Origin of the sequence: Mycobacterium sp. DL592, assembly GCF_011694515.1 — a bacterium.
GTDB lineage: Bacteria > Actinomycetota > Actinomycetes > Mycobacteriales > Mycobacteriaceae > Mycobacterium.
In genome coordinates, this window is record NZ_CP050192.1 from 3,862,023 (window position 1) to 3,887,341 (window position 25,319).

23 protein-coding genes are annotated in these 25,319 nt (G+C 68.4%); 12 read left to right on the forward strand and 11 right to left on the reverse strand.

What is annotated here, in order from left to right; translation table 11 throughout:
* Positions 1-4 precede the first annotated feature (4 nt).
* Entirely contained in the window at positions 5-1,420 is a 1,416-nt protein-coding gene (locus HBE64_RS18600) for an NAD(P)H-quinone dehydrogenase (RefSeq protein ID WP_167105421.1), read from the reverse strand.
* A 61-nt stretch (positions 1,421-1,481) separates the two neighbouring features.
* On the opposite strand from HBE64_RS18600, the gene HBE64_RS18605 reads away from it, so the two are divergent.
* Entirely contained in the window at positions 1,482-1,964 is a 483-nt protein-coding gene (locus tag HBE64_RS18605) for a gamma-glutamylcyclotransferase (protein ID WP_167105424.1), read from the forward strand.
* A 3-nt stretch (positions 1,965-1,967) separates the two neighbouring features.
* Here HBE64_RS18605 and galE read toward each other — a convergent pair whose 3' ends face one another.
* Genes galE through HBE64_RS18620 form a run of 3 tightly spaced genes read right to left on the reverse strand, consistent with a single transcriptional unit; the run spans position 1,968 to position 5,274 of the window.
* A complete protein-coding gene (gene galE, locus HBE64_RS18610; RefSeq protein WP_167105427.1) occupies positions 1,968-2,924 on the reverse strand; it encodes a UDP-glucose 4-epimerase GalE in 957 nt (318 codons plus the stop codon).
* Positions 2,921-4,093, reverse strand: a complete 1,173-nt coding sequence (locus HBE64_RS18615) for an amidohydrolase (RefSeq protein WP_167105430.1) — start codon at positions 4,091-4,093, stop codon at positions 2,921-2,923. The genes galE and HBE64_RS18615 overlap by 4 nt, the downstream gene beginning before the upstream one ends.
* A complete protein-coding gene (locus HBE64_RS18620) occupies positions 4,090-5,274 on the reverse strand; it encodes a M20 family metallopeptidase (RefSeq protein WP_167105433.1) in 1,185 nt (394 codons plus the stop codon). The genes HBE64_RS18615 and HBE64_RS18620 overlap by 4 nt, the downstream gene beginning before the upstream one ends.
* Positions 5,275-5,311: 37 nt before the next feature.
* On the opposite strand from HBE64_RS18620, the gene HBE64_RS18625 reads away from it, so the two are divergent.
* On the forward strand, positions 5,312-6,097 hold the full coding sequence (locus HBE64_RS18625) for a purine-nucleoside phosphorylase (RefSeq protein WP_167105436.1): 786 nt from the start codon (positions 5,312-5,314) through the stop codon (positions 6,095-6,097).
* Here the strand turns inward: HBE64_RS18625 and HBE64_RS18630 are convergent.
* Positions 6,016-7,128, reverse strand: a complete 1,113-nt coding sequence (locus tag HBE64_RS18630; protein ID WP_167105439.1) for an AbrB family transcriptional regulator — start codon at positions 7,126-7,128, stop codon at positions 6,016-6,018. The genes HBE64_RS18625 and HBE64_RS18630 overlap by 82 nt on opposite strands.
* Before the next feature lie 86 nt (positions 7,129-7,214).
* On the opposite strand from HBE64_RS18630, the gene HBE64_RS18635 reads away from it, so the two are divergent.
* On the forward strand, positions 7,215-7,667 hold the full coding sequence (locus tag HBE64_RS18635) for a MarR family winged helix-turn-helix transcriptional regulator (protein ID WP_167105442.1): 453 nt from the start codon (positions 7,215-7,217) through the stop codon (positions 7,665-7,667).
* Positions 7,664-9,277, forward strand: a complete 1,614-nt coding sequence (locus HBE64_RS18640; RefSeq protein ID WP_167105445.1) for a phospho-sugar mutase — start codon at positions 7,664-7,666, stop codon at positions 9,275-9,277. Before HBE64_RS18635 ends, HBE64_RS18640 begins: the two co-directional genes overlap by 4 nt.
* Here the strand turns inward: HBE64_RS18640 and upp are convergent, their stop codons facing one another.
* From upp to HBE64_RS18660, 4 genes are read right to left on the reverse strand one after another with little or no spacing between them, the layout of a single operon-like run.
* A complete protein-coding gene (gene upp / locus HBE64_RS18645) occupies positions 9,278-9,901 on the reverse strand; it encodes a uracil phosphoribosyltransferase (protein ID WP_167105448.1) in 624 nt (207 codons plus the stop codon).
* A 30-nt stretch (positions 9,902-9,931) separates the two neighbouring features.
* The gene (locus tag HBE64_RS18650) at positions 9,932-11,593 is read right to left on the reverse strand and encodes a hypothetical protein (RefSeq protein ID WP_167105451.1); all 1,662 of its coding nucleotides are present in this window, start codon (positions 11,591-11,593) and stop codon (positions 9,932-9,934) included.
* A gap of 22 nt (positions 11,594-11,615) precedes the next feature.
* A complete protein-coding gene (locus tag HBE64_RS18655) occupies positions 11,616-12,566 on the reverse strand; it encodes an amino acid--[acyl-carrier-protein] ligase (RefSeq protein ID WP_167105454.1) in 951 nt (316 codons plus the stop codon).
* Between the two features lie 12 nt (positions 12,567-12,578).
* Positions 12,579-13,745 (reverse strand): acyl-CoA dehydrogenase family protein, encoded by a 1,167-nt coding sequence (locus tag HBE64_RS18660; RefSeq protein ID WP_167109404.1) that lies wholly within the window; start codon positions 13,743-13,745, stop codon positions 12,579-12,581.
* 129 nt (positions 13,746-13,874) lie between these two features.
* On the opposite strand from HBE64_RS18660, the gene HBE64_RS18665 reads away from it, so the two are divergent.
* From HBE64_RS18665 to HBE64_RS18700, 8 genes are all read left to right on the forward strand, one after another.
* On the forward strand, positions 13,875-14,120 hold the full coding sequence (locus HBE64_RS18665; protein ID WP_167105457.1) for an acyl carrier protein: 246 nt from the start codon (positions 13,875-13,877) through the stop codon (positions 14,118-14,120).
* Complete coding sequence (locus HBE64_RS18670; RefSeq protein WP_167105460.1) at positions 14,117-15,067, forward strand: DUF1839 family protein; 951 nt, start codon at positions 14,117-14,119, stop codon at positions 15,065-15,067. Before HBE64_RS18665 ends, HBE64_RS18670 begins: the two co-directional genes overlap by 4 nt.
* A 2-nt stretch (positions 15,068-15,069) precedes the next feature.
* On the forward strand, positions 15,070-17,457 hold the full coding sequence (locus tag HBE64_RS18675) for a glycoside hydrolase family 2 protein (RefSeq protein ID WP_167105463.1): 2,388 nt from the start codon (positions 15,070-15,072) through the stop codon (positions 17,455-17,457).
* Entirely contained in the window at positions 17,454-17,828 is a 375-nt protein-coding gene (locus tag HBE64_RS18680) for a holo-ACP synthase (protein ID WP_371744010.1), read from the forward strand. The genes HBE64_RS18675 and HBE64_RS18680 overlap by 4 nt, the downstream gene beginning before the upstream one ends.
* A gap of 258 nt (positions 17,829-18,086) precedes the next feature.
* Positions 18,087-19,643 (forward strand): hypothetical protein, encoded by a 1,557-nt coding sequence (locus tag HBE64_RS18685; RefSeq protein WP_167105466.1) that lies wholly within the window; start codon positions 18,087-18,089, stop codon positions 19,641-19,643.
* Positions 19,640-20,497 (forward strand): glycosyltransferase family 2 protein, encoded by an 858-nt coding sequence (locus tag HBE64_RS18690; protein ID WP_167105469.1) that lies wholly within the window; start codon positions 19,640-19,642, stop codon positions 20,495-20,497. Before HBE64_RS18685 ends, HBE64_RS18690 begins: the two co-directional genes overlap by 4 nt.
* The gene (locus HBE64_RS18695) at positions 20,494-21,837 is read left to right on the forward strand and encodes a teichoic acid transporter (RefSeq protein WP_167105472.1); all 1,344 of its coding nucleotides are present in this window, start codon (positions 20,494-20,496) and stop codon (positions 21,835-21,837) included. The genes HBE64_RS18690 and HBE64_RS18695 overlap by 4 nt, the downstream gene beginning before the upstream one ends.
* Positions 21,834-23,180: an O-antigen polymerase gene (locus HBE64_RS18700; protein ID WP_243841377.1), complete on the forward strand. Its 1,347-nt coding sequence runs from the start codon at positions 21,834-21,836 to the stop codon at positions 23,178-23,180. The genes HBE64_RS18695 and HBE64_RS18700 overlap by 4 nt, the downstream gene beginning before the upstream one ends.
* On the opposite strand, the gene HBE64_RS18705 is transcribed toward HBE64_RS18700, so the two are convergent.
* Positions 23,150-24,250, reverse strand: coding sequence for a right-handed parallel beta-helix repeat-containing protein (locus tag HBE64_RS18705; protein ID WP_167105478.1), 1,101 nt, complete (start codon positions 24,248-24,250; stop codon positions 23,150-23,152). The two genes, HBE64_RS18700 and HBE64_RS18705, sit on opposite strands and share 31 nt — an antisense overlap.
* Complete coding sequence (locus HBE64_RS18710) at positions 24,247-25,296, reverse strand: glycosyltransferase family 1 protein (RefSeq protein ID WP_167105481.1); 1,050 nt, start codon at positions 25,294-25,296, stop codon at positions 24,247-24,249. The genes HBE64_RS18705 and HBE64_RS18710 overlap by 4 nt, the downstream gene beginning before the upstream one ends.
* Between the last annotated feature and the right edge of the window lie 23 nt (positions 25,297-25,319).

Here is a 25,319-nt window from a genome sequence, read left to right on the forward strand (position 1 = left end):
CAGGCTAGTCGAGATCGTCGTGTGCCATCAGCCGCCGCGCAGCCTCGACGATCGAGCCGGACAACGACGGGTACACCGACAGCGTCTGGGCCAGGTCGGTCACCGAGATGCGGTTTTGCACCGCCAGGGCGATCGGCAGGATCAGTTCCGAGGCGATCGGCGCCACCACGACGCCGCCGATCACCACGCCCGTGGCGGGCCGGCAGAAGATCTTGACGAAGCCGCGCCGCAGCAACGACATCTTGGCCCTGGCGTTGGTGGTCAGCGGCAGCATGATGGTGCGGGCGGGCACGGTGCCGTCGTCGATGGCCGTCTGCGGCACCCCGACCGCCGCGATCTCCGGGCGGGTGAACGTCGCCGATGCCACCGTGCGCAGCCGGATCGGGGCCACCCCCTCGCCGAGGGCGTGATACATCGCGATGCGGCCCTGCATCGCCGCGACCGAAGCCAGCGGCAGCAGACCCGTGCAGTCGCCGGCGGCATAGATCCCCGCCGCCGACGTCCGTGAGACCCGGTCGACCGGAATGTAATTGCCCGGGCCCAGCTCGACACCCACCCGCTCGAGGCCCAGCCCACTGGTGTTGGGCACCGACCCCACCGTCATCAGGGCGTGGCTCCCGTCGACCCTTCGGCCGTCGGCCATCGTCACCCGCACGCCGTTCTCGGTGCGGACCACCGAATCGGCACGGGCATTCTTGACCAGCGTCACACCGCGCTCGGCGAAGGTCTCCTCCAGCACGGCGGCGGCGTCGCTGTCCTCGTGCGGCAGGATCTGGTCGCGGCTGGCCACCACAGTGACGTCCACCCCGAGCTCGGTGTAGGCGTTGCAGAACTCGGCCCCGGTGACACCCGAACCGACGATCACCAGATGCTCTGGCAGATCCTGGAGGTCGTAGAGCTGCCGCCAGGTCAGGATCCGCTCCCCGTCGGGCACGGCGTTGGGCAACACGCGCGGGCTCGCGCCGGTCGCAATCAGGACCACGTCGGCCTTGAGGATGCCGACCTGCCCGCCGGGTGTGGTGACTCTCACACGGTGGTGCGCCATGCCCGGCACGTCGTCGATCAGCTCACCGCGGCCCGCCACCACGTTGACCTTCTCCCGCAGCAGCTGGGTGCCGATGTCGGCGGACTGCGAACGGGCCAGCGTCTTGACCCGGTTGTTGATCTGCGTCAGCGAGATCTTGGCGTCGTCGATGCCGATGTCGAAGCCCAGGCCGGCGGCCCGCCGCAGCTCAGTGCGCACGCCGGTGGACGCGATGAAGGTCTTGGAGGGCACACAGTCGAAGAGCACGCAGGCCCCGCCGATGCCATCGGAGTCGACGACGGTGACCTCGGCGACGTCCTTGCCGCGGCCCGCGGCCACCAGCGCGGCCTCGTAGCCCGCCGGTCCGCCACCGATGATCACGATCCGCGTCGTCACGGGCATATCTAATCACCGGAGTCGGTGCGCTCTCCTGCCTTGCACCCTTTAGGCTTGCCCCGTGCCGCTGTACGCCGCCTACGGATCCAACATGCATCCAGAGCAGATGCTGGAGCGGGCACCGCATTCCCCGATGGCAGGTACGGGCTGGCTGCACGGGTGGCGCCTGACCTTCGCCGGGGAGGACATCGGCTGGGAGGGCGCACTGGCCACCCTCGTCGAAGACCCCGACTCCAGCGTGTTCGTGGTGCTCTACGACATGACGCCGGCCGACGAGGAGACCCTGGATCGCTGGGAAGGCTCCGAGCTAGGCTTCCACAAGAAGATCCGCTGCCGCATCGACCGCGAATCATCGGACACCACAACCGATCCCGTGCTGGCCTGGCTGTATGTGGTGGACGCGTGGGAGGGTGGGCTGCCCTCGGCGCGTTACATCGGGGTGATGGCCGACGCGGCCGAGATCGCCGGCGCCCCGCCGGAGTACGTCCACGACCTGCGTACCCGCCCCGCCCGCAACATCGGCCCGGGCCACGGCGGCGGGTAGGGCTTAGCGCGAGCGGGTGAACTCCCAAGCGTCGGAGACGATCTGGTCGAGCTCGGTGTGCCGGGGCTGCCAGCCGAGTTCGGCGATCGCCTTGGCGCTGGAGGCGATCAGCACGGCCGGGTCGCCAGCACGCCGCTCGACGTCACGCGCCGCGATCGGCTTGCCGACCACCCGCTCGCAGCACGCGATGACCTCGCGCACCGAGAAGCCCGTGCCGTTGCCCAGGTTGTAGATCCGGTGCGAGCCGGGCTGCGCGGTCTGCAACGCCAGCACATGAGCGTCGGCCAGGTCGCGCACATGGATGTAGTCGCGGATGCAGGTGCCGTCAGGGGTCGGCCAGTCGTTGCCGAACACCAGGATCTCGTCGCGGGCGCCGGTGGCGGCCTGCAGCACCAGCGGGATCAGGTGCGTCTCGGTGGCATGCCGCTCCCCCAGCCCGCCGTACGCGCCGGCCACATTGAAGTAGCGCAGGCTGGTGGCGGCCAGACCGTGCGCGGCCGCATACGAGGTGATCGCATGGTCGATGGCGAGCTTGGTGGCGCCGTAGGCGTTGGTCGGACGGGTCGGCGAGTCCTCGGTGATGGGCACCGACTCGGGCTCGCCGTAGGTCGCCGCGGTCGAGGAGAACACCAGCCGCGGCGTCCCGGCGGCGCGCATCGCTTCCAGCAGCTGCAGCGTCTTGACGACGTTGCCGAACCAGTACAGCTCCGGGGACACCACCGACTCACCCACGAGCGACTTGGCCGCGAAATGCAATACGCCGTCGAAGGATCCGTCACCGAGCAACCCCGGCGCGGCCTCGACCATATCGGCCTGCACGAACTGCGCACCCTCGGGCACCGCGTCGGCGTTGCCGGTCGACAGGTCGTCGACCACCACCACCTCGTGGCCCTCTTCGAGGAGCACCTTCGCGCAGACGCTACCGACATACCCGGCCCCGCCGGTCACCAATAGTTTCATTCGAAATCCCCCGCCTGGTCGATGACGTTCACCAGTACCCGCACCCCCACCGCCAGCGCCCGCTCATCCAAGTCGAATGTCGGCTGGTGCAGGTCCAGCTGCGGCCCCTCACCGCTCCACACCCCGAGGCGAGCCATCGCGCCGGGCACCTCTTCGAGGTACCAGGAGAAATCCTCGCCGCCACCGGACTGCTTGGTGTCGGCCAGCGCTCCGGGGTCGACGGCCTCGATGGCGTGCGTCATGATCTGGGTGGACCGCTCCTCGTTGACCACCGGCGGCACGCCGCGGTGGTATCGCAGCGAATGCTCGATGCCCAGCGGTGCCAGCAGACCCGAAACAATCTCGTGCACAAGGCCTTCCATCCCCACCCAGGTTTCCCGGCTGGCGGTGCGGACGGTACCGGCGAGTGTGCCCGTCTGCGGGATCGCATTCGCCGCGACCCCGGCATTGGCCGCACCCCACACCATCACCGTGCTGTGCCGCGGATCGATGCGCCGGGACAGCACCCCGGGCAGCCCGGTGATCAGCGTGCCCATGCCGTAGACCAGATCCGAGGTCAGGTGCGGGCGCGAGGTGTGCCCGCCGGGCGAGTGCAGGGTGATCTCGATCGAGTCGGCCGCCGAGGTGATCGGCCCGGGGATGATCGCCACCCGGCCGACGGCCAGCCGGGGATCGCAGTGCAGGGCGAAGATTCGCGATACCCCGGCCAGGGCGCCCGCGGCGATCGCGTCGATGGCACCACCGGGCATCAGTTCCTCGGCGGGCTGAAAGAGCAGCCGCACACCGACCGGCAGCTCAGGCACCGCGGCCAGCGCGGTCGCGGCGCCCAGCAGCATCGCGGTGTGGGCGTCATGCCCGCAGGCGTGCGCCACGTTCGGCACCGTCGACGAGTACGGCGCACCCGTCCGTTCGGCCATCGGCAACGCGTCCATATCGGCGCGCAGCGCGATCCGCGGCGCATGCTCCGGGCCGAAGTCGCACGTCAGCCCGGTCCCGCCCGGCAGCACCTTGGGGTTGAGTCCGGCATCGACTAGGCGGTCGGCGACGAACTGGGTGGTGGCGAACTCCTGACGGCCCAGCTCGGGGTTGCGGTGGATATGCCGGCGCCACTCCACCAGATCGTCGAAGTGAGCGGCGAGCCAGGATTCGCACACGTCGGCGAGGCTCATGCGCGCACCCGCCGTTGCTGCAGTTCCAACACCCGGTCTCGTTCGGACGGCGTCTCGGCCAAGCGAACTACAGTGCGCGCCAACATGATTGCCCCCTCGGCGACGGCCCGGTCAGCACTGGGTCCGGCGGCCGCCACGGTGAAGCCAGGCTGGTGAATGACCGCGCCGCCGGCGTCGATGCCGACCACGGGGTGGATGCCGGGCAGCAGCTGGGTGACGTTGCCCATGTCGGTGGAACCCAGCGGGAGTGCGGCCTCCACGTCGGCATGCACGGGCTGGCGCCCGAACCGGACCATCTCGTCGCGGAACACCTCCGCCAACCAGGTGTCCGGCTTGAGTTCGGCGTAGGCCGGCGCGGCCTCGACGATCGAATACTCGCAGCCGGTGGCCACCGCGCCGGCTGCAAAACAACCCCGCATCTTGTCCTCCAGCGCCAGCCGCGACGCGCCGTCGGCGGCCCGCATCGTGTACTGCAGCCGGGCCCGCCCCGGGATGATGTTGGTGGCCGCCCCGCCTTCAGTGACGATGCCGTGCGCCATCTGGCCGGGCGCCATCTGCTGGCGAAGCAGCCCGATCGCCACCTGCGCGACGGTTACCGCGTCGGCGGCGTTGACGCCCAGATACGGCGCGACGGCGGCGTGCGACTCGCGGCCGGTGTAGGTCACCGTCACCTCCGAGAGCGACAGCGAGCGGGCGGCCGCGATGTCGATCGGACCCGGGTGGATCATCACCGATGCGACGACGTCGTCGAACACACCGGCGTCGATCAGCAGCGCCTTACCCCCACCGGACTCTTCGGCGGGCGTCCCGATCAGGGCAACGGTCAGCCCGAGATCGTCGGCCACCTCGGCCAGCGCCAGCGCCGCCCCCACCGCCGCCGACGCGATGATGTTGTGCCCGCAGGCGTGCCCGATGCCGGGTAGGGCGTCGTACTCCGCGCAGATCCCGATGACCAACGGTCCGCTGCCGTAGTCGGCGCGGAAGGCGGTATTCAGTCCACCGGGCGCGGCACTGACCTCGAATCCGCGCTCGGCGACCAGCGCTTGGGCCTTCGCACGGCTGCGGTGCTCCTCGAACGCCAGCTCAGGTTCGGCGTGAATCGAGTGCGACAACGCCACCAGGTCGCCACGACATGCGCCGACGACGTCCTCGACCCGGGTCGACGCAGTCAGCGTAGGCATCCCCGCAGTATCTCATTGCGGACTAGGCTCGCAGGCTGTGAGTCCAGACGCCGAGCACGCCGCAGCGGTGATCGCCGAACGCACCTCGGTGGCGCGCCACGACGTCGCCGTCATCCTCGGCTCGGGCTGGGCGCCGGCGGCCGACGCGCTGGGCACACCCGCTGCCGAAATCCCGATGTCGGGCCTGCCCGGGTTCATCCCTCCTTCGGCGCTGGGGCACCGCGGGCGGGTGCTGTCGATCCCCCTGGGATCGCACAATGTGCTGGTCCTGCTCGGCCGGATTCACGCCTACGAGGGTCACGAACTGTGCGACGTCGTGCATCCGGTGCGGACTGCACGGGCGGCGGGCGCCGAGGTCGTGGTGTTGACCAATGCCGCAGGCGGGTTGCGCCCGGAGTATCAGGTCGGCCAGCCGGTGTTGATCAGCGACCACCTCAACCTGACCGCGCGCTCCCCGCTGGTGGGTGCGCATTTCGTCGACCTGGTCGACGCCTACTCACCGAGGCTGCGGGCCCTGGCCCGCGCGGTCGACCCATCGCTGGCCGAGGGTGTCTACGCGGGGCTGCCGGGGCCGCACTACGAGACGCCGGCCGAGATCCGGATGCTGCGGACGCTGGGTGCGGACCTGGTGGGCATGTCGACGGTGCACGAGACGATCGCGGCCCGCGCCGCAGGTGCCGAGGTTCTGGGTCTGTCGCTGGTGACGAATCTGGCCGCCGGGATGACCGGCGAGCCGCTCAGTCACGCCGAGGTGCTGGCCGCCGGGCGGGCCTCGGCCAGCAAGATGGGCTCGCTGCTGGCTTCGGTGCTGGCGCGTCTCTGAGTCAGCCGGGCATAGCCGCGGGCGAGCATCGGTGCGGCGAACAGCATCAGCAGCACCCGCAGCACCTGCGCGGCGACGATGAATGTGACGTTGGATCCGGTCTCCACGGCGGTTGCGAGCACCGCATAGATACCGCCCGGGCTGGTCGCCAGGTAGCCGTCGAGCATGCTCACCCCGGTCAGCTTCGCCAGCGCCACCCCGAGCCCGGCGGTCGCCACGTTCAGCAGCACGATCAGCCCGAGCGCGGTAGGCAACAGCCGTTCGATCGCGTGCAGCGACTCGCGGGTGAAGGCCACCCCGGCCTGCCAGCCGATGACCATGTAGGACACCTGGACGACAAGAGTGGGCACCACGAGCCCGAACGACACTCCGCCGAGTTCCACCGCGACGGTCAGGGCCATCGGGCCCAGCAGCCCGGCGCCGGGCAATCGCACCAGCCGCGCCACCACCGAGCCGATGACGACCAGGCCGGCCAGCATCGCGATGCTGGCGTACCAGGGCGCTGACTGGCTGTGCGCCGCCGCGGCGGCACCTGTCGATCGTTCGGCGCGGAAGACCAGCGTGACGACGAGCGGCATCGACGCGGTGATGACGGCGACGCGCAGGTATTGCACGACGGCCACGATCCGGTCGTCGCCACCGAGTTCACGGGCGATGGCCACCAGACCCGACGCGCCGCCGGCCACCAGTGCCAGAGCTCCGGTGAGCGCGCTGACGTCGCGGCGCATCCCGAGCAACGCCCCGGCGCCGATGCTCAACAGCAGGGTCACCAGGCTCAGCGCGACGACCACCGGCCAGTGCGGCCCGAGCGCACCGAGTGCGTCGGAGTGCACCATCGTGCCGATGTAGACACCGAGGACGCCCTGGGCGGCCAAGCCCGCTTTCCGCGGTACGCCGGCAGGAGCGAGCCGCGCGATCGCCAGGCCCACGCCGACCAGCAACGCGGCGAACAAGGCCGCTGACGGGACGCCGAGCAGGTCTAGCGGCACAGTGACTCCGATCGTCACCAGAACCAGCAAAACCCATCGCATATTGCAAGTATAGCCTTGTGTTCTTGTCGGAGCCAACTCGGCATTTCGTGGACATACGAGCCAGATACCAAGGTATAACTTGTAATATGACGCTCAGCACCGCGGCTCCGGCCACCGAGCTCCGAGAGGCCATGATGGCCCTGGCCCGCCAACTGCGTCGGCACCGCCCGGACAACGGGCTGACGCTGAGCCAGCTCGAGTTGCTCGGTGACGTCAACCGGGCCGTCACCACCACCCCGGCCGAGGTGGCCGCCCGCCTCCAGGTCCGGGTGCAGTCGCTGACCGACAGCATCAACGAACTGGAGTCGCGAGGGCTGATCTCGCGGCGCCCCGACGAGACCGACCGCCGCCGCCAGCTGATCGAACTCACCGCTACGGGGCTCGAACTGCTCGTCCACGACCGCGCCCAGCGCGACGCCTGGCTGTCCGACGCCATGCGCGAGCACCTCAGCGACCTCGAGTTCAACCTGCTGATGCTCACCGCGCCGGTATTGCGCAAGCTGGCCGACGCCGACCACGGGGCACAATCAGTGCCGTGACACCCGAGGAATGGATCGCCCACGATCCCGACCCGGTCACCGCCGCCGAGTTGGCCGGCTGCGACCCCGACGAACTCGCCGCGCGGTTCGCCCGGCCGCTGAACTTCGGCACCGCCGGGCTGCGCGGGCCGGTGCGCGGTGGGCCCGACGCCATGAACGTGGCGGTGGTGACGCGGGCCAGCTGGGCGGTGGCCGCGGCGCTGAAGGATCGCTGCCTCGGCGGATCGACGGTCGTGGTCGGCCGAGACGCCCGCCACGGGTCGGATGCCTTCGCCGCAGCGACCGCTGAAGTGCTTGCCGCCCAGGGATTTTCGGTGGTGGCACTGCCGGAACCGGTGCCGACGCCGGTGGTGGCCTATGCGGTGCGTGCGCTCGGAGCCGCCGCGGGTGTGCAGATCACCGCCTCACACAATCCGGCCGCTGACAACGGCTACAAGGTCTACTTCGACGGCGGCATGCAGATCATCTCGCCGACCGACCGGGACATCGAGGCCGCCATGGCCGCCGCCCCTGCCGCCGACGAGATTCCCCGCCAACCCGTCACCCCAGCTGACACCGAACTGGTCGAGCAGTACGTCCAGCGCGCGGCAGCGGTGCGGCGCGGCTCGGGCTCGGTACGGGTGGCACTGACGGCGATGCACGGGGTCGGTGGCGAGCTCGCACTGCGCGCGCTGGCCCTGGCCGGGTTCGACGACGTTCGCACGGTCACAAGCCAATTCGCGCCTGATCCCGACTTTCCGACGGTGGCGTTCCCCAATCCCGAAGAGCCCGGCGCCACCGATGCCCTGCTGGAGCTGGCAGCACGCACCGGCGCACACGTCGCGGTTGCGCTGGATCCCGACGCCGACCGCTGCGCCGTCGGCATCCCCACCGTGGACGGCTGGCGGATGCTCTCGGGCAATGAAACAGGTTGGCTTCTCGGTGATTACATCCTCTCGACGCTACCGTCCGGCGCAGCCGCCACCAGCGTCGTCGCCAGCAGCATCGTGTCCTCTCAGCTGCTGGCCGCGATCGCGGCCGATCACGGTGCCCACCATGTGCAGACGCTGACCGGCTTCAAGTGGCTGGCTCGGGCCGATGCCGGCGTGGCCGGTGCGAACCTGGTGTACGCCTACGAGGAGGCGATCGGCCACTGCGTGGATCCGGCGGCGGTGCGTGACAAGGACGGCATCAGCGCCGCCGTGCTCGCCTGCGATCTCGTGGCATCCCTTGCCGCCCAAGGCTATTCGATACCCGATGCTCTGGACCGACTGGCACTGCGACACGGTGTACACACCACCGCCGCGCTCTCGCGTCGGGTCGGCGATCCGGCGCAGGCCGCGGCGATCATGGCCGGCCTACGGTCCAGCCCGCCCAATGAGCTGGCCGGGTTCCCCGTCACCGCCAGCGACCTTCTGCAGGCCCGTGGCCAGCAGCGCACCGACGCCCTCATCCTGTCCGGTGGCGACTGGCAGACCTCGGTACGGGTGGTCATCCGCCCGTCGGGCACCGAACCGAAGATCAAGTGCTACACCGAAGTTCGCCGGGCCGTCACCGGCGACCTGGCCGCAGCGCGCGCGGCGGCCCGCAGCATCGAAGAGCGGCTCCTCGACGCGGCGCGACGCTGGTAGTCAGCGCGGCCCGAACTGGCGGTCACCGGCATCGCCGAGACCGGGCACGATATAGGCGATGTCGTTGAGTCCGTCGTCGACCGCAGCGGTGAACAGCCTGGCCTCGGGAGCGGCTTTCTCCAGCGCCGCAATGCCTTCCGGTGCGCACACCACGCACACCACGGTGATGTCCACCGCGCCGCGGCCGTGCAGCAGGCCGATCGTGTACGCCATCGACCCGCCGGTGGCCAGCATCGGGTCGAGCACCATCACCGGCTGGGCGCTCAGATCGGCGGGCAGCGACTCCAGGTAGGGCGTGGGCTGATGCGTGCTCTCGTCGCGTGCGACGCCGACGAACCCGACCTTGGCCTCGGGGATGAGCGCGTGCGCCTGGTCCACCATGCCCAGCCCGGCTCGCAGGACGGGCACCAGAAGTGGTGGCCGGGCCAGTCGCGCGCCGACGGTGTCCGTCAGCGGGGTCGTGATGGTGATCTCCTCGCAGAGCAGATTCCTGGTGGCCTCGTAGACGAGCATGTGGGTCAGGTCGCGCAACGCAGACCGGAATCCGGCGTTGTCGGTGCGCTCATCACGCAGCGTACTCAGCCGCGCGGAAGCCAGTGGGTGGTCGACGACAGTCACGTCCATGCGGTGAGACTGTAGTGGCCGCGACGCCAGCTAGCTGTAGTTGAGGACGGCTCGGCGCAGCGCGGCCAGGATGCTCTGGTGGTAGGCCGCGTGGTCGCCATCGGGCACCTCGACCAGTTCCGGCGGGGCCGGCGAAGTCCGCAGTCGGCGCAGCGCCTGCAATCCCTTGTTGGCGACGAACAGCTTGGTGTCATGCGGGCAGAGGATGACGGTGGCCGCCACCCCGCGATCCGCCAGCGCCGACAGCACAACGTCGGGAGCCTGAACCACGCCGGTGTGGCCCAGTACGCGCCAGCACTGGGTAGGCAGCATGTTCTGGACCTTCCGGCGCATCCGGGCGCGCGAGGTCTGCTCCCAGTCGATTTCGTCGTCATCGCCAGGCAGGGTGCGGGCCCGCAGCACCTTCTTGATCCGCCACGACCACAGCAGGGTGTTGACGAACACTACCGAGTCGGCTCCGAGTTCACGGGCGCCGTAGGCCGCATACCAACTCCCCGAACACACTCCGGCGAACTGGACCCGCGTCGCCCCGCGGCGTGCGTGGGCGGTGGCGGCCAGCGCGTCCTGCGAGCCCCTGTCGGAGTAGACGTAGACCTCTTCGTCGCGTCCGGGCGGGCTGCTCTCCCCCGCCCCACGACGGTCCCAGCGCAGCGCGGTGCGACCCGTGGCCGCCACTTCGCGCGCCAGTTCCACCCATTCCCGGTTCGGTCCGTGGTGCGGATTGTTGGCGTTGGTGAAGAACATGACGACCGAGTCGGTGGCGCCACTGTCGGGCAGCGTCCGGATGGCGAACATGTCGTGCGGGCTGATCCGCTCGATCTGCTCGATCACGACGCTGTCGCCGACGGGGATGCGTGCCGAGTCGGTGAACTCCAGAGTGACCGGCGTGCGTTCGTGGCCTACCTGTTGATCGAGCCACTCCGTGGCGGCGTCCACCGCGGCCAACGAGACGGGCACCAAAAGCCTTGAGGGCTGGGCGCATTGGGGGAACCCGTCGACGAGCACGGCGGTGGTGCGGGCAGATTCGACAAGAGCTCTGACGTTCTTGTCGTAGCCCTCCGAGCGGGTGATCACCAGCCGGTCGACGCCGCCGGCATCGGATCCGAGTGTGAGCCCACCGAATTCTTTAGCCGCATCGGGCGCCAGCCGGGCACCGATGGTGGACACCACGCCAGGCGGGACGTCGTCGTTACCGACGGCGATCTTGAAGAATGCGGTCTGCTCGCGCAGGTACCGCTGACCACTGCCAACGGGATCCCAGTAGACGACCCTGCTGATCGACGGGTGGCGGGCCAGCACACTGTCGAGGATCAGCGCACCTGCGCGCACCGCGACCGCCGAGATGTCGCTGACACCGGATTCACGCACGTAGTCCACGGCATGGCCGACGCTGGCCTGCCAGTCGCCGACCACGCCGGCACGGGTCTGGTCGAACGACGAGTCGCCGCTGCCCAGATAGTCGAACCGGAACACCAGCAAGCCGCGGGCTGCGAGTTCGTTGCCCAGCAGACGCAGCCCGCGCAGGGTGTCCGCGTGGTCTTTACCCAACGACCCGCACACCAGGACCGCGCCGCGCACCTTCTGGTCGGCGGGCAGATGCGCGACGCCGAACAGGGGCGACTCAGCCGGGCCGAACCACGTCGGGCGCTCCACGACGTTGAGAATCGTGCGCGCGGACATCAGATCAGACATCACCGTGTCTCAGTCATCGGCGTCACCAGCTCAGCGCCGCCTGCACTGACGGGGGCCAGGCATCCGGCTGCAGGCCGTGCGTACGCAATAGAGCCAGCGCAATGCGTTCCATTCCGAAGCCGACGCACGCGCTGTGGGCGACGGCGCCGTCGGCGGTGCGCAGACCGAACGTCTCACCGAAATGGTCGCGGTGGCAGTTGGCCGACACGATCGCGGTTCCGTCATCGAGGTCGCCGTACAGCCGGACGGTCAACTCGGTCTTGAGCCCCTCGTCGCGCTGGTTGGCGGCGAGCATCTTGCCCACCCGGCCGAAGAACGGGTCATTGGCGGGTACGGCTGCGGCATCGAGGCCGAGTTCCGCGAGCACCGCCATGCCGTGCCCGACCCAGGCGTCACGATGAGTCTCGGCCTGCTCAGCAGTCCCGACGATCACGAACTCGTGCATCCGGAATGCCTGCATACGTGCGGGGTCGATGGCCGGCTCGTGCCGAAAGCAGTAGCCGTAAATGTCCATCAGCTGGCCGCCGTCGGGCAGGACCTTCGGCAGCGTCGAGTAACTGGGGTGGCAGGCCGCCGGCACGAGCATGGTGCCGGCCGGGTGCAGGTGGCCGTCCCACGGCCGGCCTGCGTCGCGATCGGCCAGCAGAGCCCGGTGGTCACGGTTGTCGCCGGTGAAGGTCGACACCGCGCCGGTCAGATTCGGAAAGGACGCGATGTAGTCGGTGTTCTCGAAGGCAGCCCGGGTGAACACGGGCGGGAAACGAAGAACCTTGGCGCGCTCGCCGTGCACCTGGCGGCCCTTGCGCCGGACCGCGACGTCGATCCCGTCGACGATCCGCTCGAAGTCTCCGCCACGCCCGTACAGGCCGTCGATGCCCATCGGCACCAACAGGCCGGCCTCGACCAACTCGGCGTGGAATTGCTGACGCGCCCGCTGCAACGGGTCGACCAGAACCTCACTGGTCGAACTCACGATCCCCCCTCTTCATCCCCGGTGAACGAACGCCAACTGGGCGTTGTTCGCGCGGATCCGGTCGTTGGACACCATCAGCTGAGGACCGAACGCGTCCCGCAACAGCCGGCTCATGGAGGCCTCGTGGTCCTCACGGTAGCCGTTGATGCCGATCAGTTGCAGCGCTCCGACGACCACATCGACAACCGCAGCGGAAGCGCCCAGCTTCAAGTTGTTCATGGCAATGGTAAAACCGACCGTTGGTTCGGTTTGGCCCGACCGCAGAAATTCGTCGTAACGCTGCACTTCTCGCATCACCAGCGACTCGAACGTCTGGTGAATGCCGGTCAGGTCGGCCAATTTGGCGGCGCCGGCCCCAATATCGGAACGTCCCGAGCGTGCGCCTTTGCGGATTACCTGGCGCGCCTTGATCAGCGCCGCGTCGGCGATACCCAGCCAGACCGAAGCCCACAGAGTATGCGAGGAAGGCAACATCGTGTACTCGGATATCGTCGAATAGTCGACCGGCACAATATTTTTCGACGACGTTCGACTCTTCAGCTGGAACCCGGGACTGCAGGTGCCGCGAAATCCCAGTACGTCCCAGGTGCTGGTTTTCTCCAGCGTCGTGTCAGGGGCCGGGCACACCAGCAGTACTTGGTCGTTGGCGGGGCTGTCCGGGCCGCGGCGCGCCGTGGTGCAGATGTAGTCGGCGTACTCGGCGTAGGAGATCACCGGCGCGTTCTTCTCCAGCGTGACCTCGTCGCCGTCGACGAGCACCGCGCACGTCGAGGACCGCACGTCACCGCCGGTGGAGATCTCGGTCGTCGCCGAGGCCAGCAGCGCTTCCCTGGCGGCGATCGTCGCGGTGAGTTGGGCAATCTCCCCGGTGCTGCCGTGGTGGGCCAGCGTCAGCGCCTGGGTGTGATGCATAGCGAAAACCATCGCCGCCGAACTGCACGCGCCACCGATCGCCCGCGCGGCGCTGGCTAACTCGCCGATGCGAACCGACCCACCGCCCAGAGCCTCGGGAATCGAACACGAGAGAAGCTTTGCCTCCTTCAGCGACTCCACAGCTTCCGAGGGGAACCGCGCCTTACGGTCGACATCGTCGGCCGCCGCGGCTGCCGCCTTGATCACGGCTGATAGCTGGGGGGAGGCAGACGTGGCCGGTCCGGGGGCGAGAAGACGGTCTTCCATGGGAGCTCTCGTGTTAGCTGAGACAGCATCGGCGCGCATCACTTCTGGACTACGGTACCAGGCAGCTAAGATGTTGCTGAGAATCGCATGGCGAACAATATGGCCGTGACAATCCCAGGGAGAAGGCGAATGCAGGAGCGGATTCGTGAGGTCCTCGCGGCACATGGCCGCATGCCGGTCGATCCACACAGCATCGACAGCGACGCCGACCTCTACAAGCTGGGGTTGACCTCGCACGCGTCGGTGAACGTAATGCTGGCATTGGAAGACGAATTCGATATCGAGTTTCCCGATGAGGCACTGAAGAAGTCGACGTTCGCATCGGTGACGAACATCGCCCGCGTGGTGGGCAGCCTCGCCGAATCGCCCGTGTGAGCCTCGCAGTTTGCGCTGAGCCTGAAACTCACCGGCCACACTTCACGCATTCCCCCGAACGAATCTGGCCGGAGACGAATTGTTACTTCGATCTCTGGATCGAATTGCTGCATGCGCTCGGGCTGGACCCGGTGCCTTCTTTTGCCAGCGCGCTCTCGGCCGATCACGACGGGATGCACTGGTCGTTCCTCAAACCGCTGCCGGAAGACCTTCGTCGTCTCTACGGTCTCGAGGTAACCGAGGAGAACGTCTGGATGCCGGTTCTGGAGACCGTGGAGTCCGGTCCGCCGCGCGGGGTGCTGCACACCGTCGAGGTGGACAGCTGGTGGCTGCCTGACACCGCCGGCACCAGCTACCGAACCGAGCATGTCAAGACCACGATCGTGCCCACCCGGGTCGACCGGGACCGCAAGCTGATGTGGTACCTGCACAACGCCGGCCTCTACGAGTTGCGCAACGATGACTTCGACGGAGTGTTCGGCGAGACCGACCCATCCGCGACGGTGCTGCTGCCCTACATCGAGGCGATCCGCCGTTTCCCGGACCGCCGCGAGGATGACGCGCTGCTCCGGATCACCACCGAGCATCTGTCCCGGCGCCCGGACGGCAACCCGGTCGAGCGCCTGGCTGACGGACTCGGCCGGGCCGCCGAGTGGCTGCCCAGTGCCGGCATGCCGCGGTTTCATCGCTGGGCGTTCGCCAACCTGCGGCAGTGCGGTGCCACGGCTGAGCTGGCCGCGGACTTCGCCGTCCACCTCGACGGTGTCCGCCCGGGAACCGCGCACGCCGAGGGCCACTTCCGCGCTGTCGCATCCGGTGCCAAGTCGGTGCAGTTCAAGATGGCGCGCTTGGCCAACGGCCGGTCCGTCGACGTGGGGGCAGGCCTGGCCGAGATGGCGCGCGACTGGCAGACCGCCATGGACTCCCTTGCGGCCGCGGTGGGTTGACGGTGCTGGATCGCTGGCAGGTCGTCCGCACCCGGGCGGGCGAATTCGGCAAACCGGAGGAGCTGGCCGAACTGTGGCCGGACGGGCTCGAACTCGACGGTGCCGCGCCGGTCGCCACCCTGGCCCCGGTTGACGACGACCATGACTGGTGGCATCGCGCGACACTGCTGGCCGACGAGCCGGTGGTCGTGGAGTTCGCCGGGTTGAGCTTTCCGGCAACGGTTTTCGTCGACGGGCAGCAGGCCGCTCAGTGCGTGTCGATGTTCCTGCCGGTGCGGGTTCCCGTCGGGCCCGGTGCGCACGACATCGCGGTGTGCTTCCACGCTCTCAACGGGTGGCTGACCACTCGGCGGCCGCGTGGGCGCTGGCGATCGAGCCTCGTCGGTCCGCCCGGCCTGCGCTGGGCTCGCACGACCCTGCTGGGCCGCGCCCCGGTCTACGGCGACGTACCGGTCCCGATCGGCTTCTGGCGTCCGGTGACCGTCACTGCCCAGCGGGCGGTGCTCGACATCGTCGTCACCCCCGATCCCGACAGCGGGATCGTTGAAGTCACCGGCAGTGCGCCGGGCGGGGAGCTGGCCTACACGATCGAGGGGCCCGATGGCCTCGTGGTCACCGACGGCCGTGCCCCCGTCACCAATTGCGTATTCACCATCCGGGAACAGATCACGGCGCCCGAGCTGTGGTGGCCCCGCGGCTACGGCCCGCAGCCGCTGTACCGCCTGCGGCTGAGCCTCGACGGCCACCAGATCGCGCCGCGCACGTTCGGCTTCCGCTCGCTGAGCGCCCTCGAGACCGACGGCGGCTTCGGGTTGCGCGTCAACGGTGTCGACGTGTTCTGTCGCGGCGCGACCTGGTTCCCACCTGATCCGGTGGCCCTGACCGTGGACGACGCGACGCTGCGCGGCCAGGTCAGCGCCCTCGCCGACGCCGGGGCGAACATGATCCGCATCGTCGGTGGGCTGGTCCCCGAGCAGCCGGAGTTCTTCGAGATCTGCGCCGAACTCGGCGTGCTGGTGTGGCAGGACGCCATGCTGGCCACCTTCGATCCGCCAGCCGAGCTGACCGGGGTGATCGTCGAGGAGGTCACCACCATCCTTCGGGCCGCCGCCGGAAACCCGGCCCTGGCCGTCGTCAGCGGCGGCAGCGAGACCCTGCAGCGACCGGAGATGCTCGGACTCGACGCCGGCGCCCGCGCGATCGACCTGATCGACGTGGCCCTTCCCGAGGCCGTCGCGCAGACGGCGGCGGTTGCCTACGTGTGCTCGAGTCCGGCGCCGCCCCCAGGTGGCGACGACCTCGCGATCCGGCCGGACACCGGTGTCGCGCACTGGTTCGGAGTGGGCGGGTATCTGCGGCCGCTGTCCGATGTGCGCACCGCGGGGGTCCGCTTCGCCGCCGAGTGCCTGGCATTCGCCAATCCGCCGTCGGCCGCGGCCGTCGAACGGCACTTCGGGTCGGCTGCCGTCGCCGGCCACGACCCACGTTGGAAAGCCGGCGTGCCGCGCGACCGCGGCGCGTCATGGGATTTCGAGGACGTCCGCGACTTCTACGTCCGCGAGGTCTTCGGCGAGGACCCTGCCGCGGTCCGGCGAGTCGACCCGGAGCGTTATCTGGAGCTCGGCCGACTGGCCGTCGCCGAGGCCATGCTGCGGTGCTTCGGCTTCTGGCGGCGCGCCGAGTCGGGTTGCCGGGGTGCGCTGGTGCTCGCCGGCAAGGACGCCCGTCCCGGTGCCGGGTGGGGATTACTCGATGTCGACGGCGCGCCGAAAGCGGCGCTGCAGGCGTTGCGCCGGGTCTGGGCTGCCCAGTCGGTGGTGCTCTCCGACGAGGGGTTGTCCGGTATCCGCGTCGACGTCCACAACGACACCGCGACCGCAGCGGGCGGTGAACTGATCCTGGCCGCCACCGATGCCACCGGACAGCTCGTCGCCGAGGCGCACCGGGACATCGAGGTGCCTGCGCACTCGTCGCTGACATTCGTCGACTCGCAGCTGTCGGGGGTGTTCCGCGACCTGTCGCACGCTTTCCGGTTCGGACCGCCCACCGCAGACGCGGTCGAAGCCGTGGTGCGACTGGGCGAGCCTGCGCGGGTGCTGCGCGACGCGCTCGTCGTCCACCCACGCGGCACGCAGGTCCACACCGGTCTTCGCGCGGTCGCCGAGCACGTCGACGGATCCTGGGAACTGGAGATCAGCGCGGGCGTCGCGCTGCGCTACGTCTCGATCGACGCCCCCGGCTGGCGAACGTCGGACAACTACTTCCACCTGGCTGCCGGCCGGCCCTATCGGGTGCGACTCACCGCCGACACCGAGCCCAGCGCGCAGCCGGGCGGCGCGGTCGGTTCACCTGACTCCCACGCGCGCGCCGTCATCGAGGTTCCGCAGTGATCGAGGGGATCCGGGTCGGCTGTGACGTAGTGGCCGTCAACGAGGTCGCCGAGTCGATGGCGACATTCGGCGATCGTTACCTGCAAAGGGTGTTCACCCCGGCCGAACTCGACGACTGCGCCGGATCGGCCGAACGGCTCGCCGCACGATTCGCCGCCAAGGAAGCCGTCATCAAGGTTTTCGCCGAACCGGACGCGCATTTCCCGCTGCAGGAGATCGAGGTGCGCAGCACCGGATCGGCGCCGACGCTGCATTTGACCGGGGCAACCGCCGAGCGCGCCCGGGCACAGGGATGGGGCCAGACTGAGGTCTCGCTGTCGCACGCAGAGTGCCACGCGATGGCCGTTGTGGTCGTGGCCTGCCAGAAATGACGCAGGCCGCGGTGGCCATTATGCTTACCAGCAAGTTAACGACAGGCCACCCGGCAAATTTTGAGTGCAAGTATCGCGAAGTGATAACGCTTGCGACACAGGGTTGTTTCGTGTGCATGTGGCGTCGCGCGTCGACCGCCGGCTGGGCGACAGTTATTCTGGAGCAAAACTCGGGTAGTTCGCCGCGCCGAGTGGCTCCGCATACGACGAGCCTGACGAGACATCTTTGGAGTGGCAATGGGCAGGAGAGCACGGTCTGTGCTGTCACGATGGCTGACGCCGTTGTGGCCAGCGACCGTGGTGGGCATCGCTGTCGGCGCCACCCTGGGCGCACTGGCGCTGCAGTCCTCGACCGCCGCACCGTCGGTCAGTGCCCTGATCCGGATCGCCCAACCGGTCGACCCCAACCAGATCATGACGACGAATGCGCCGTCGGTGGAGTCGCAGGAGAGCTTCATCTCCGGTGAGGTCGCCTACCTGTCCTCACCCGGTTTCACCGCGTCGCTGCGCAGCGCCCTCAACCAAGCTGACAACCCGAACCTGACCGCCACCCAGGATTCGCAGTCCTCGATCTTGACGTTGTCGGCGACGGCCCCGACCGCCACCCAGGCCACCACGGTCATCGACACCGCACTGCGGCTGTACAGCGACCACGTGGTCGAGCAGAACCGGCAGCGCGAACAGGCCGCGATCGATGCTCTCAACGGCGTCATCGCCGGTTTGCGTGACCAGATCCGGATCGCAGCCGAAGGACCCAACGCGCCACCGCAGTACGACGAGCTGGGCAATCTGATCCCGCCACCGCCGGTGCCCGACACCACCGGCTTCCAGGACCGCATCAACGACCTCCAGGCGCAGAAGCTGTCGCTCGACGTCCAGATGCTGCGCCCGCCAGGGGTGCAGGTGGTACAGGCGCCCATCGAGATGCCACCGGCCGGCGTCCCGCACTGGTGGCTGGGCGCGGTCGGCGGCGGCCTGCTCGGCGGCCTGCTGGCGTTGACGCTGGCCGTGGTGTGGCGCAAGCGGTCCGGAGTGATCACCTCGATGGCTGCCCTGGAGGGCGAGGTTGCCGGCGTGCTCTGGCCTGTGGTGCGGCTGCGCTCGCACGGCGAACGAGCGAAGGTCACCAACTCCGAGGCCGAGAACGCCCGCGCGGTCTACGCCCAGCTGCCCGCCGCGCGCGGCGCGTGCATCTTGGTGGTCGGAGCTTCGGCTCAATCCGGCACCGACGGCATGGCGCGGCTGCTCTCGTTCGCCGCAGCTGAGCACGGCCCCGTCGACACGATCCGGCAGCGCAAGGCCCAAGAGGTGATCGAACGGCGGATCCTGCCTCGCAGCCGCAACTCGACGACGGTCGTGATCGACGGCGGATCGCTGACCAACTCCTCGGCGCTACCGCGCGCGGCCGGCATGGCCACTCACATCGTCATTGTGGCGATGATCGGATACGACTCCTACCGCCAGGCGCGCATGGTGATCGCGCTGGCCCGCGCACATGGTGTCCCGGTGTTCGCGGTCGGCGCCCGCCGCCGGTGGTGGAGCCTGGGCGGCCGGACTCGCACAGCAAAACCCGAGCCGATGCCGGAGACTCCTAGCGGAGGCCTGCACCGGGCACCCGCGGCGGTGCACGAGCACCACGAGATCGACGAGATCGACGAGATCGACGAGATCGACCAGATCGACCACACGGCGGACGATATGGCAGACGACGAGCACACGCGCTCGGACGAGATCACCGAAGACACATCGGGCAACAAGCACGGGGCGGAGAATGCAGACAGCCAGACTGAACGTCTGCAGCTGGAGAGCGCATGAGCGCTCCGGCCATCTCCCTGGTCTGTAGCACAGTCGGGCGGCCGGAAGCGCTCAAGCACCAACTGGACGCGCTGACCGCGGGGGAAATGGCCGAGCAGGTCGAGTTCGTGCTCATTGACCAGAGCGATGACCAACTCTGTGCCCAGCTGCTTCGCGACTACGACCCGCCCGGACCGTGGCACGTCACCACCAGCGGACGGGGCCTCTCAGTGGGACGTAACGTCGGCCTCGCGCTGGCCACCGCGCCGATCGTCGCCTTCCCCGATGACAACTGCTGGTACGGATCGGATACCGTCCGCAGGGTGCTCTCCGTGTTCGCAGAACGTCCCGACCTCCAGGGGCTGTCGGCCAAGCAGGTCGACGCCGACGGGTCGCCGTCGATGCTGCGCTGGCTGGATCACGAGGTCGAGATCAGCCGGACTAACTTCATGCGGACCTCGATCAGCAGCACTTTGTTCCTTCGCCGCGACGCCCTGCCGTCTGTGGCCCCGTTCGACGAAGGCATCGGTGCAGGCTCGCCCGGCTGGCGTGGAGCGGGCGAAGAATCGGATCTGATACTTCGCATGTTGGCTGCCGGGTCGAAGCTGCTGTACCGGCCCGATATCGTCGTCTACTCGGCCGATGACCGGGCAGAACCTGACGAGGACTACGTGGACAAGATGTTGCGCTACGGTGTCGGCCTCGGACACCTGTGGCGCAAGCATCGACTGCCCGCGAGCCTGCTGGTCTATTACTCCGCCCGCAAGGTGGTGGGTACCGCTGTGCGCGCGGCGCGCGGCGACCGCATTCGCTCCCGGGCCGACCGCGCCTATCTGCGCGGCACGCTCGCCGGCTGGCGGGGCAGAAACCCGTGACCCAGGGCCATGAGGCGACCGCCGAGCTCAAGCGCAGCTTTTCCTGGCGGGTAGTGGCCGCGGCTGCGGGGATGATCGCCACGTTCCTGCTCACGGTCATCGTGGTGCGCACACTCGACGACAAGGACGCGGCGGGATTCTTCGCGATCCTGGCCGCACTGTCCATCGGACCGCTGGTCGGGCGGCTGGGATTGGGCCCCAACGTGGTTCGGCTGATTCCAGCCGAACCGGACCACGACAAGCGCCGCATCATCGCCGGCACCCACCTTCGCGCGACAGCGCTGCTGACTTTGCCGTCGGCGCCCGTGGTGGCGTTCTTTGCGACCGCTGGCCTGGTCGGTCACGGTGACTTCATCCCCGCGTTCTTCCTCACCACCGCGATCATCATGATCGAGACACTGCGACTGATGCTCAGCGACATCTTCGCTGCGTACGGGCGGGTGCCTGCCTCGGTGGCGACCATGCACTACATCCGCAGCACGATGGTGCTGCCCGTGGTCGGTGTGGTGGCGTTCGCCTTGGAGCGCCCGACCCTGACGGTACTTCTGTCGGCCTATGTGGCGGTTGCGGCCGTGCAGTTCCTCGTCGCCCTGGCATTCGCGCGGCGCGACGTCGCGATCTCGAAGTCGGTTGGCATTGCGTCACTGCGCGCCGCAATCGGTAACGGAACCCGGCTGTTCAGCCTGGAGTTGTCGTCGTTCCTGATGATGTCGGGCACCATCTGGCTGGCAAATATGGCGTTCTCACCCGTCACCGCCACCCACTACTCGGCGGCGGCCACCATCGCCATGCAGGTCACCATCCTGGAAAGCCTTGCCGCCCTTGCTGTTACACCACCCGCAGCACGATTGTGGGCGGACAGCAAGAAGGAGCACGTGGTGCGACTGTTGTCGAACGTCGCCACAGTCAACACCGCCGTCACGATCTGCCTGGTTATCGCGCTCGGCCTGTTCGGCGGGATTGCGCTGCAGACGGCGTACGGTCCGTCGATGCGCGATGCGGCCACGCTGCTGGTGATCCTCGCCGCCAGCGGCATCGTGCAGGCGGCGCTGAACGTCAACATCTCGCTGCTCATCATCGGCGGCTTCATCAACGAGGTCAGCCGCACCGCGGTGATCGTGCTGGCGATCGTGCTGCCCTGCGCCATCGTCGCGGCCATCGTTGGCGGACCGCTGCCGTTGGCGATCGTGTCCTCGTGCGGAGTGGCCCTGCTGTCGGTCGCCGAATGGCTCACCGCGCGACGCGTGCTGGATCAAGCCCCGCATGCACACCGTCATCTCATCGCGGCCGCCCGCGAACTGCTGGAGCGCCCGCCCGGTTCGGTGGCGCTCGGCACGTGAGCAAGCACGCCGCGCCCACCACCAGTCCGCAGGTCTGGTTCCTCTCGCCGATCGCGGTGACCCTGGTGGTCGCGATGGTTTCGATGCTGCCCACAGCGCTGATCGGAGACGCCGCATTCCGGGAGTTGTGGCGCACACCGAAATCGATCACGCCCGAGACACTGCTGCTGTTCGCGTGCGGCGCTCTGGCGCTGTCGTTCGGTGCCTTGGTCTCGATGGCCTCGGTACAACAGCGTCCGCTGACCGTGCGGTGGCCGGCCCTCGATGCAAAATCGCTGGACCTCATGCAGCGAGCCAGCACAGTACTCACCGGCTTGACGGTGTTCGGCTACGCCGGCTTCGGCTTCTTGATCCTGCGTTCGGGGTTGTCGTTGAGCCAACTCGTCGCCGGACCCTACGCGGACGGCCCGCCAGTACGCGACACCATCGGAACCGTTCCGGGTGTCACCACATTGACCCAGTGCGGTATGGCCGCGGTCATCGTCTCCTCGATCCTGCTGACCCAGCATTTCTCGCGTGGCGAGCTGCTGAAAATCCTTACCGTGGTGGGCCTTTCGCTGCCACGGTCGTTCCTGTTCTCGGAGCGGCTGGCCGTCCTCGAAGTGGTCGTGCCCGTGGTGGTGATCCTGTGTGCGTGGCTGTCGTTGAGTCCCGGCCCTCGCCGCACGGCATCGGCACTGGCCCCGGTGATCGGCCTGCCGCTGGTGATCGTGATTTTTGGTGTCTTCGAGTACTTCCGGTCGTGGTCCTACTTTCGGACCAGGACCAACAGCAGCTTCGTCGAGTTCACCCTGGAGCGCCTGGCCGGTTACTACACCACGGCACTGAACAACGGCCATCTGGTCTATACGTATCTGAACTGGCCGGGCCGCTGGCCCTACGACACGTTGGAGGCGTTCTGGGTGGCGCCCGGCATCGAGCAGTTCGGCCTGTACACCCGCCTGACCGGTCACGAGCTGCCTTACTCCGGCAAGTCCCAAGCGGTCACCCCGCTGACCGAAGTGCTCACCCAGCACGGCAATCCGGAATTCAACAACCCGTCGGGATACGTTGCGCCGTTCATCGACTACGGCTCGGTCGGCGGACTGGTCTTCCTGTTCGTGATCGGCTTGTTGTCGGGGTTCCTCTACCGCGGATTCTGCGGCGGCAAGCCGTTCGGCCTCCTGCTCTACCCGATCATGTTCACCGGTCTGCTCGAACTGCCGCGGTACATGTACTGGTCACAGGGGCGCACCACCTACACCTTGTTGGCGTTGATCATCCTCGCCGTGATGTTGAGCCGGAGACAAGCGAAATCGACTGCGCCGCAGATCTATCCGACACTGAGCGGCTTACCGTCCTGAGTCCAGTCCGTCGTCGCGAACGTGCCGGCCGGCGCATTGGTGACGAACGGTGTCACCGCTGACCCGTCCAGCCGGAGGCCGCTGAATTCGATACCGGCGACCGTGCCGTGATCGACGATCAGCCCGACATCACGCTGGGCGGATTCCGGGGTTCCGGTGACGGACAGCCGGGACAAACGAACGTTGGTCAGCGATACGTCGTCGCGGCCACCGTAAACCAAGATGGCGCCGTTGACGGTGCTGGAGTCGTGGTTGGCGGCGGTCACCGTGCCGTCGGCGATGCTGACGTCGCTAACCGACCCGGTGTTGTAGGGGTCGCCCTCGGTGGCCACGTAGATGCCCGCGGCCGCGGTGTCGTTGACGCTGATGTTGCGCGCGCTGATGTGTTCGCCGCCTACGACGGCCAGCCCGCGCCCGTTGGTGGTGCCGTTGACGACAGGCCCGGTGATGGTGATGTGCTGGCAGGGCGGCTCACTGCCGTAGGAGACCACCGCCACCCCGTCGTCGCCGGTACCTGCCGTGGAGATGCGGGTCAGGGTGCCGTCGGTGGCTCCACCGGTGACGTGCACGCCGTCGGCACGGGTATTGGCCACCCGGATGTCGGACAGCTTGAAATTGTGCGCGCCCTGGACGAAGACGCCTGCAGCGGCGGACCCGTTGACGGTGATGTCGTCGAGCGTGACGCCCTGGGTGCCCAGGACGGCGAGCTTCTGCTGATTGGGCGCGCCCCAGCGTTTGCCCTCGGTTGGTGCGGTCAGAGTGAGGTTCCGGACGGTCACGTTGTCGGCGACCACCTGCACCGAGGACGTTTCGTCGTTGAGGGCCTGCAGAGTGGCGCCGTGGCCGTCGATGGTGACACCGGGCACGCTGATCTTGAGGACACCGCCGTGGCCGTACGTGCGCTGGTCCAGCGTCAGCGTCTGGCCCGGCTGCAGGCCGTCGAACCGTTGCTGCAGCGTCGCGGTCTCGTCAGCCAGCGGCGCGGACTGGGCGGGCGCAGCGGTGCTCTGACAGCCCACGAGCAGACCGCAGGCGGCCAGGAATGCGAGGCCGGTTCTGGAGATGCTCATCCCGCCATGCTACGAATCGCCGCCAAAACGCTGTCCGCGGACGTGACCCAGGAGTAGCGGGAGGCGTTGCGGTGGCCGAGGTCGACGAGCTTGTCCGCTGCCGAATGGTCACCATCGAGGACATCGGCGTGGCGCAGCAGGGCTGAAGGCTGCTGCGGGTCGAAGTACAGCGCGCCGTCCCCGCCGACTTCGGGTATCGAGGCCCGGTCGGAGGCGATCACCGGGCAACCCAGGGTCTGCGCTTCGAGCAGTGGCAGGCCGAAACCCTCGTAGAACGACGGGAAGACCAACGCGGTGGCGTGCTCGTAAAGCCAGCGCAGTTCGGCATCGGTCAAGCGCTGGGCGACCACGACATTGTCGGCGAGGTCGGCGGCGATGCCGGCGTACACCCGGCTGTCACCGCCGGCACCGACGACCACCACATGGCGCCCCGAAGCGGCGAGGGCCGCGGCCGGGGCTACCACGTTCTTGTGCCGGGCCAGCGTGCCGACCAGAAGGTAGGTGCCCGGATGCCAGGGCAGATCGGGCTGGCGGGCGGGCACCCTGGTCAGCGAGTCGGCCGCGCACCCCACCACCAGGAATCGCGACGGCTTGACCCGAAGCACCTCGGCCAGCTCCCCCTTGCTGAACTCCGAGACCGTCATCAGCCGGCGGGCGGTGCGGGCCAGTAGCAGGTAAGCGAGCAGATAGAAGGCGACGAAGGCTTTGCGGTAGGTCTCCGGGAAGCGGAACGGGGTGGCGTCGTGGAACGTCACGAATTGGCGGGTCTTGAGCAGCGGCGCCATGCCACCGAAGTTGAGCAGCAGGCGTCCCGCGGTGGCGATCGGCAGGTAGAGCTGCTCAAACGCCATCCCCGCCAGCGGGGCGCGCCGCACGGTGATGTTCGGCGCGATGGCCCAGGACGGAATCCGGGCACCTTTGGGGACATGCAACACGAAGTCGATGCCGTGGTCGGCTACAACGTGGCGGGCCAACTCCTCGGAATAGCGCTGTACGCCGGTGAAAGGTTGCCCCAGCCACTTGCCGTTGATGTGTGCCGAGGGCATTGCGCCATCCTAGCGAGCAACGA

What these genes read in the sequence shown, in the direction of transcription:
- galE (WP_167105427.1), bottom strand. Translation starts at nt 2,924, where the DNA reads ATGAAACTATTGGTGACCGGCGGGGCCGGGTATGTCGGTAGCGTCTGC.
- HBE64_RS18615 (WP_167105430.1), bottom strand. Translation starts at nt 4,093, where the DNA reads ATGAGCCTCGCCGACGTGTGCGAATCCTGGCTCGCCGCTCACTTCGAC.
- HBE64_RS18620 (WP_167105433.1), bottom strand. Translation starts at nt 5,274, where the DNA reads ATGCCTACGCTGACTGCGTCGACCCGGGTCGAGGACGTCGTCGGCGCA.
- HBE64_RS18630 (WP_167105439.1), bottom strand. Translation starts at nt 7,128, where the DNA reads ATGCGATGGGTTTTGCTGGTTCTGGTGACGATCGGAGTCACTGTGCCG.
- HBE64_RS18635 (WP_167105442.1), top strand. Translation starts at nt 7,215, where the DNA reads ATGACGCTCAGCACCGCGGCTCCGGCCACCGAGCTCCGAGAGGCCATG.
- upp (WP_167105448.1), bottom strand. Translation starts at nt 9,901, where the DNA reads ATGGACGTGACTGTCGTCGACCACCCACTGGCTTCCGCGCGGCTGAGT.
- HBE64_RS18650 (WP_167105451.1), bottom strand. Translation starts at nt 11,593, where the DNA reads ATGTCTGATCTGATGTCCGCGCGCACGATTCTCAACGTCGTGGAGCGC.
- HBE64_RS18660 (WP_167109404.1), bottom strand. Translation starts at nt 13,745, where the DNA reads ATGGAAGACCGTCTTCTCGCCCCCGGACCGGCCACGTCTGCCTCCCCC.
- HBE64_RS18665 (WP_167105457.1), top strand. Translation starts at nt 13,875, where the DNA reads ATGCAGGAGCGGATTCGTGAGGTCCTCGCGGCACATGGCCGCATGCCG.
- HBE64_RS18690 (WP_167105469.1), top strand. Translation starts at nt 19,640, where the DNA reads ATGAGCGCTCCGGCCATCTCCCTGGTCTGTAGCACAGTCGGGCGGCCG.
- HBE64_RS18705 (WP_167105478.1), bottom strand. Translation starts at nt 24,250, where the DNA reads ATGAGCATCTCCAGAACCGGCCTCGCATTCCTGGCCGCCTGCGGTCTG.
- HBE64_RS18710 (WP_167105481.1), bottom strand. Translation starts at nt 25,296, where the DNA reads ATGCCCTCGGCACACATCAACGGCAAGTGGCTGGGGCAACCTTTCACC.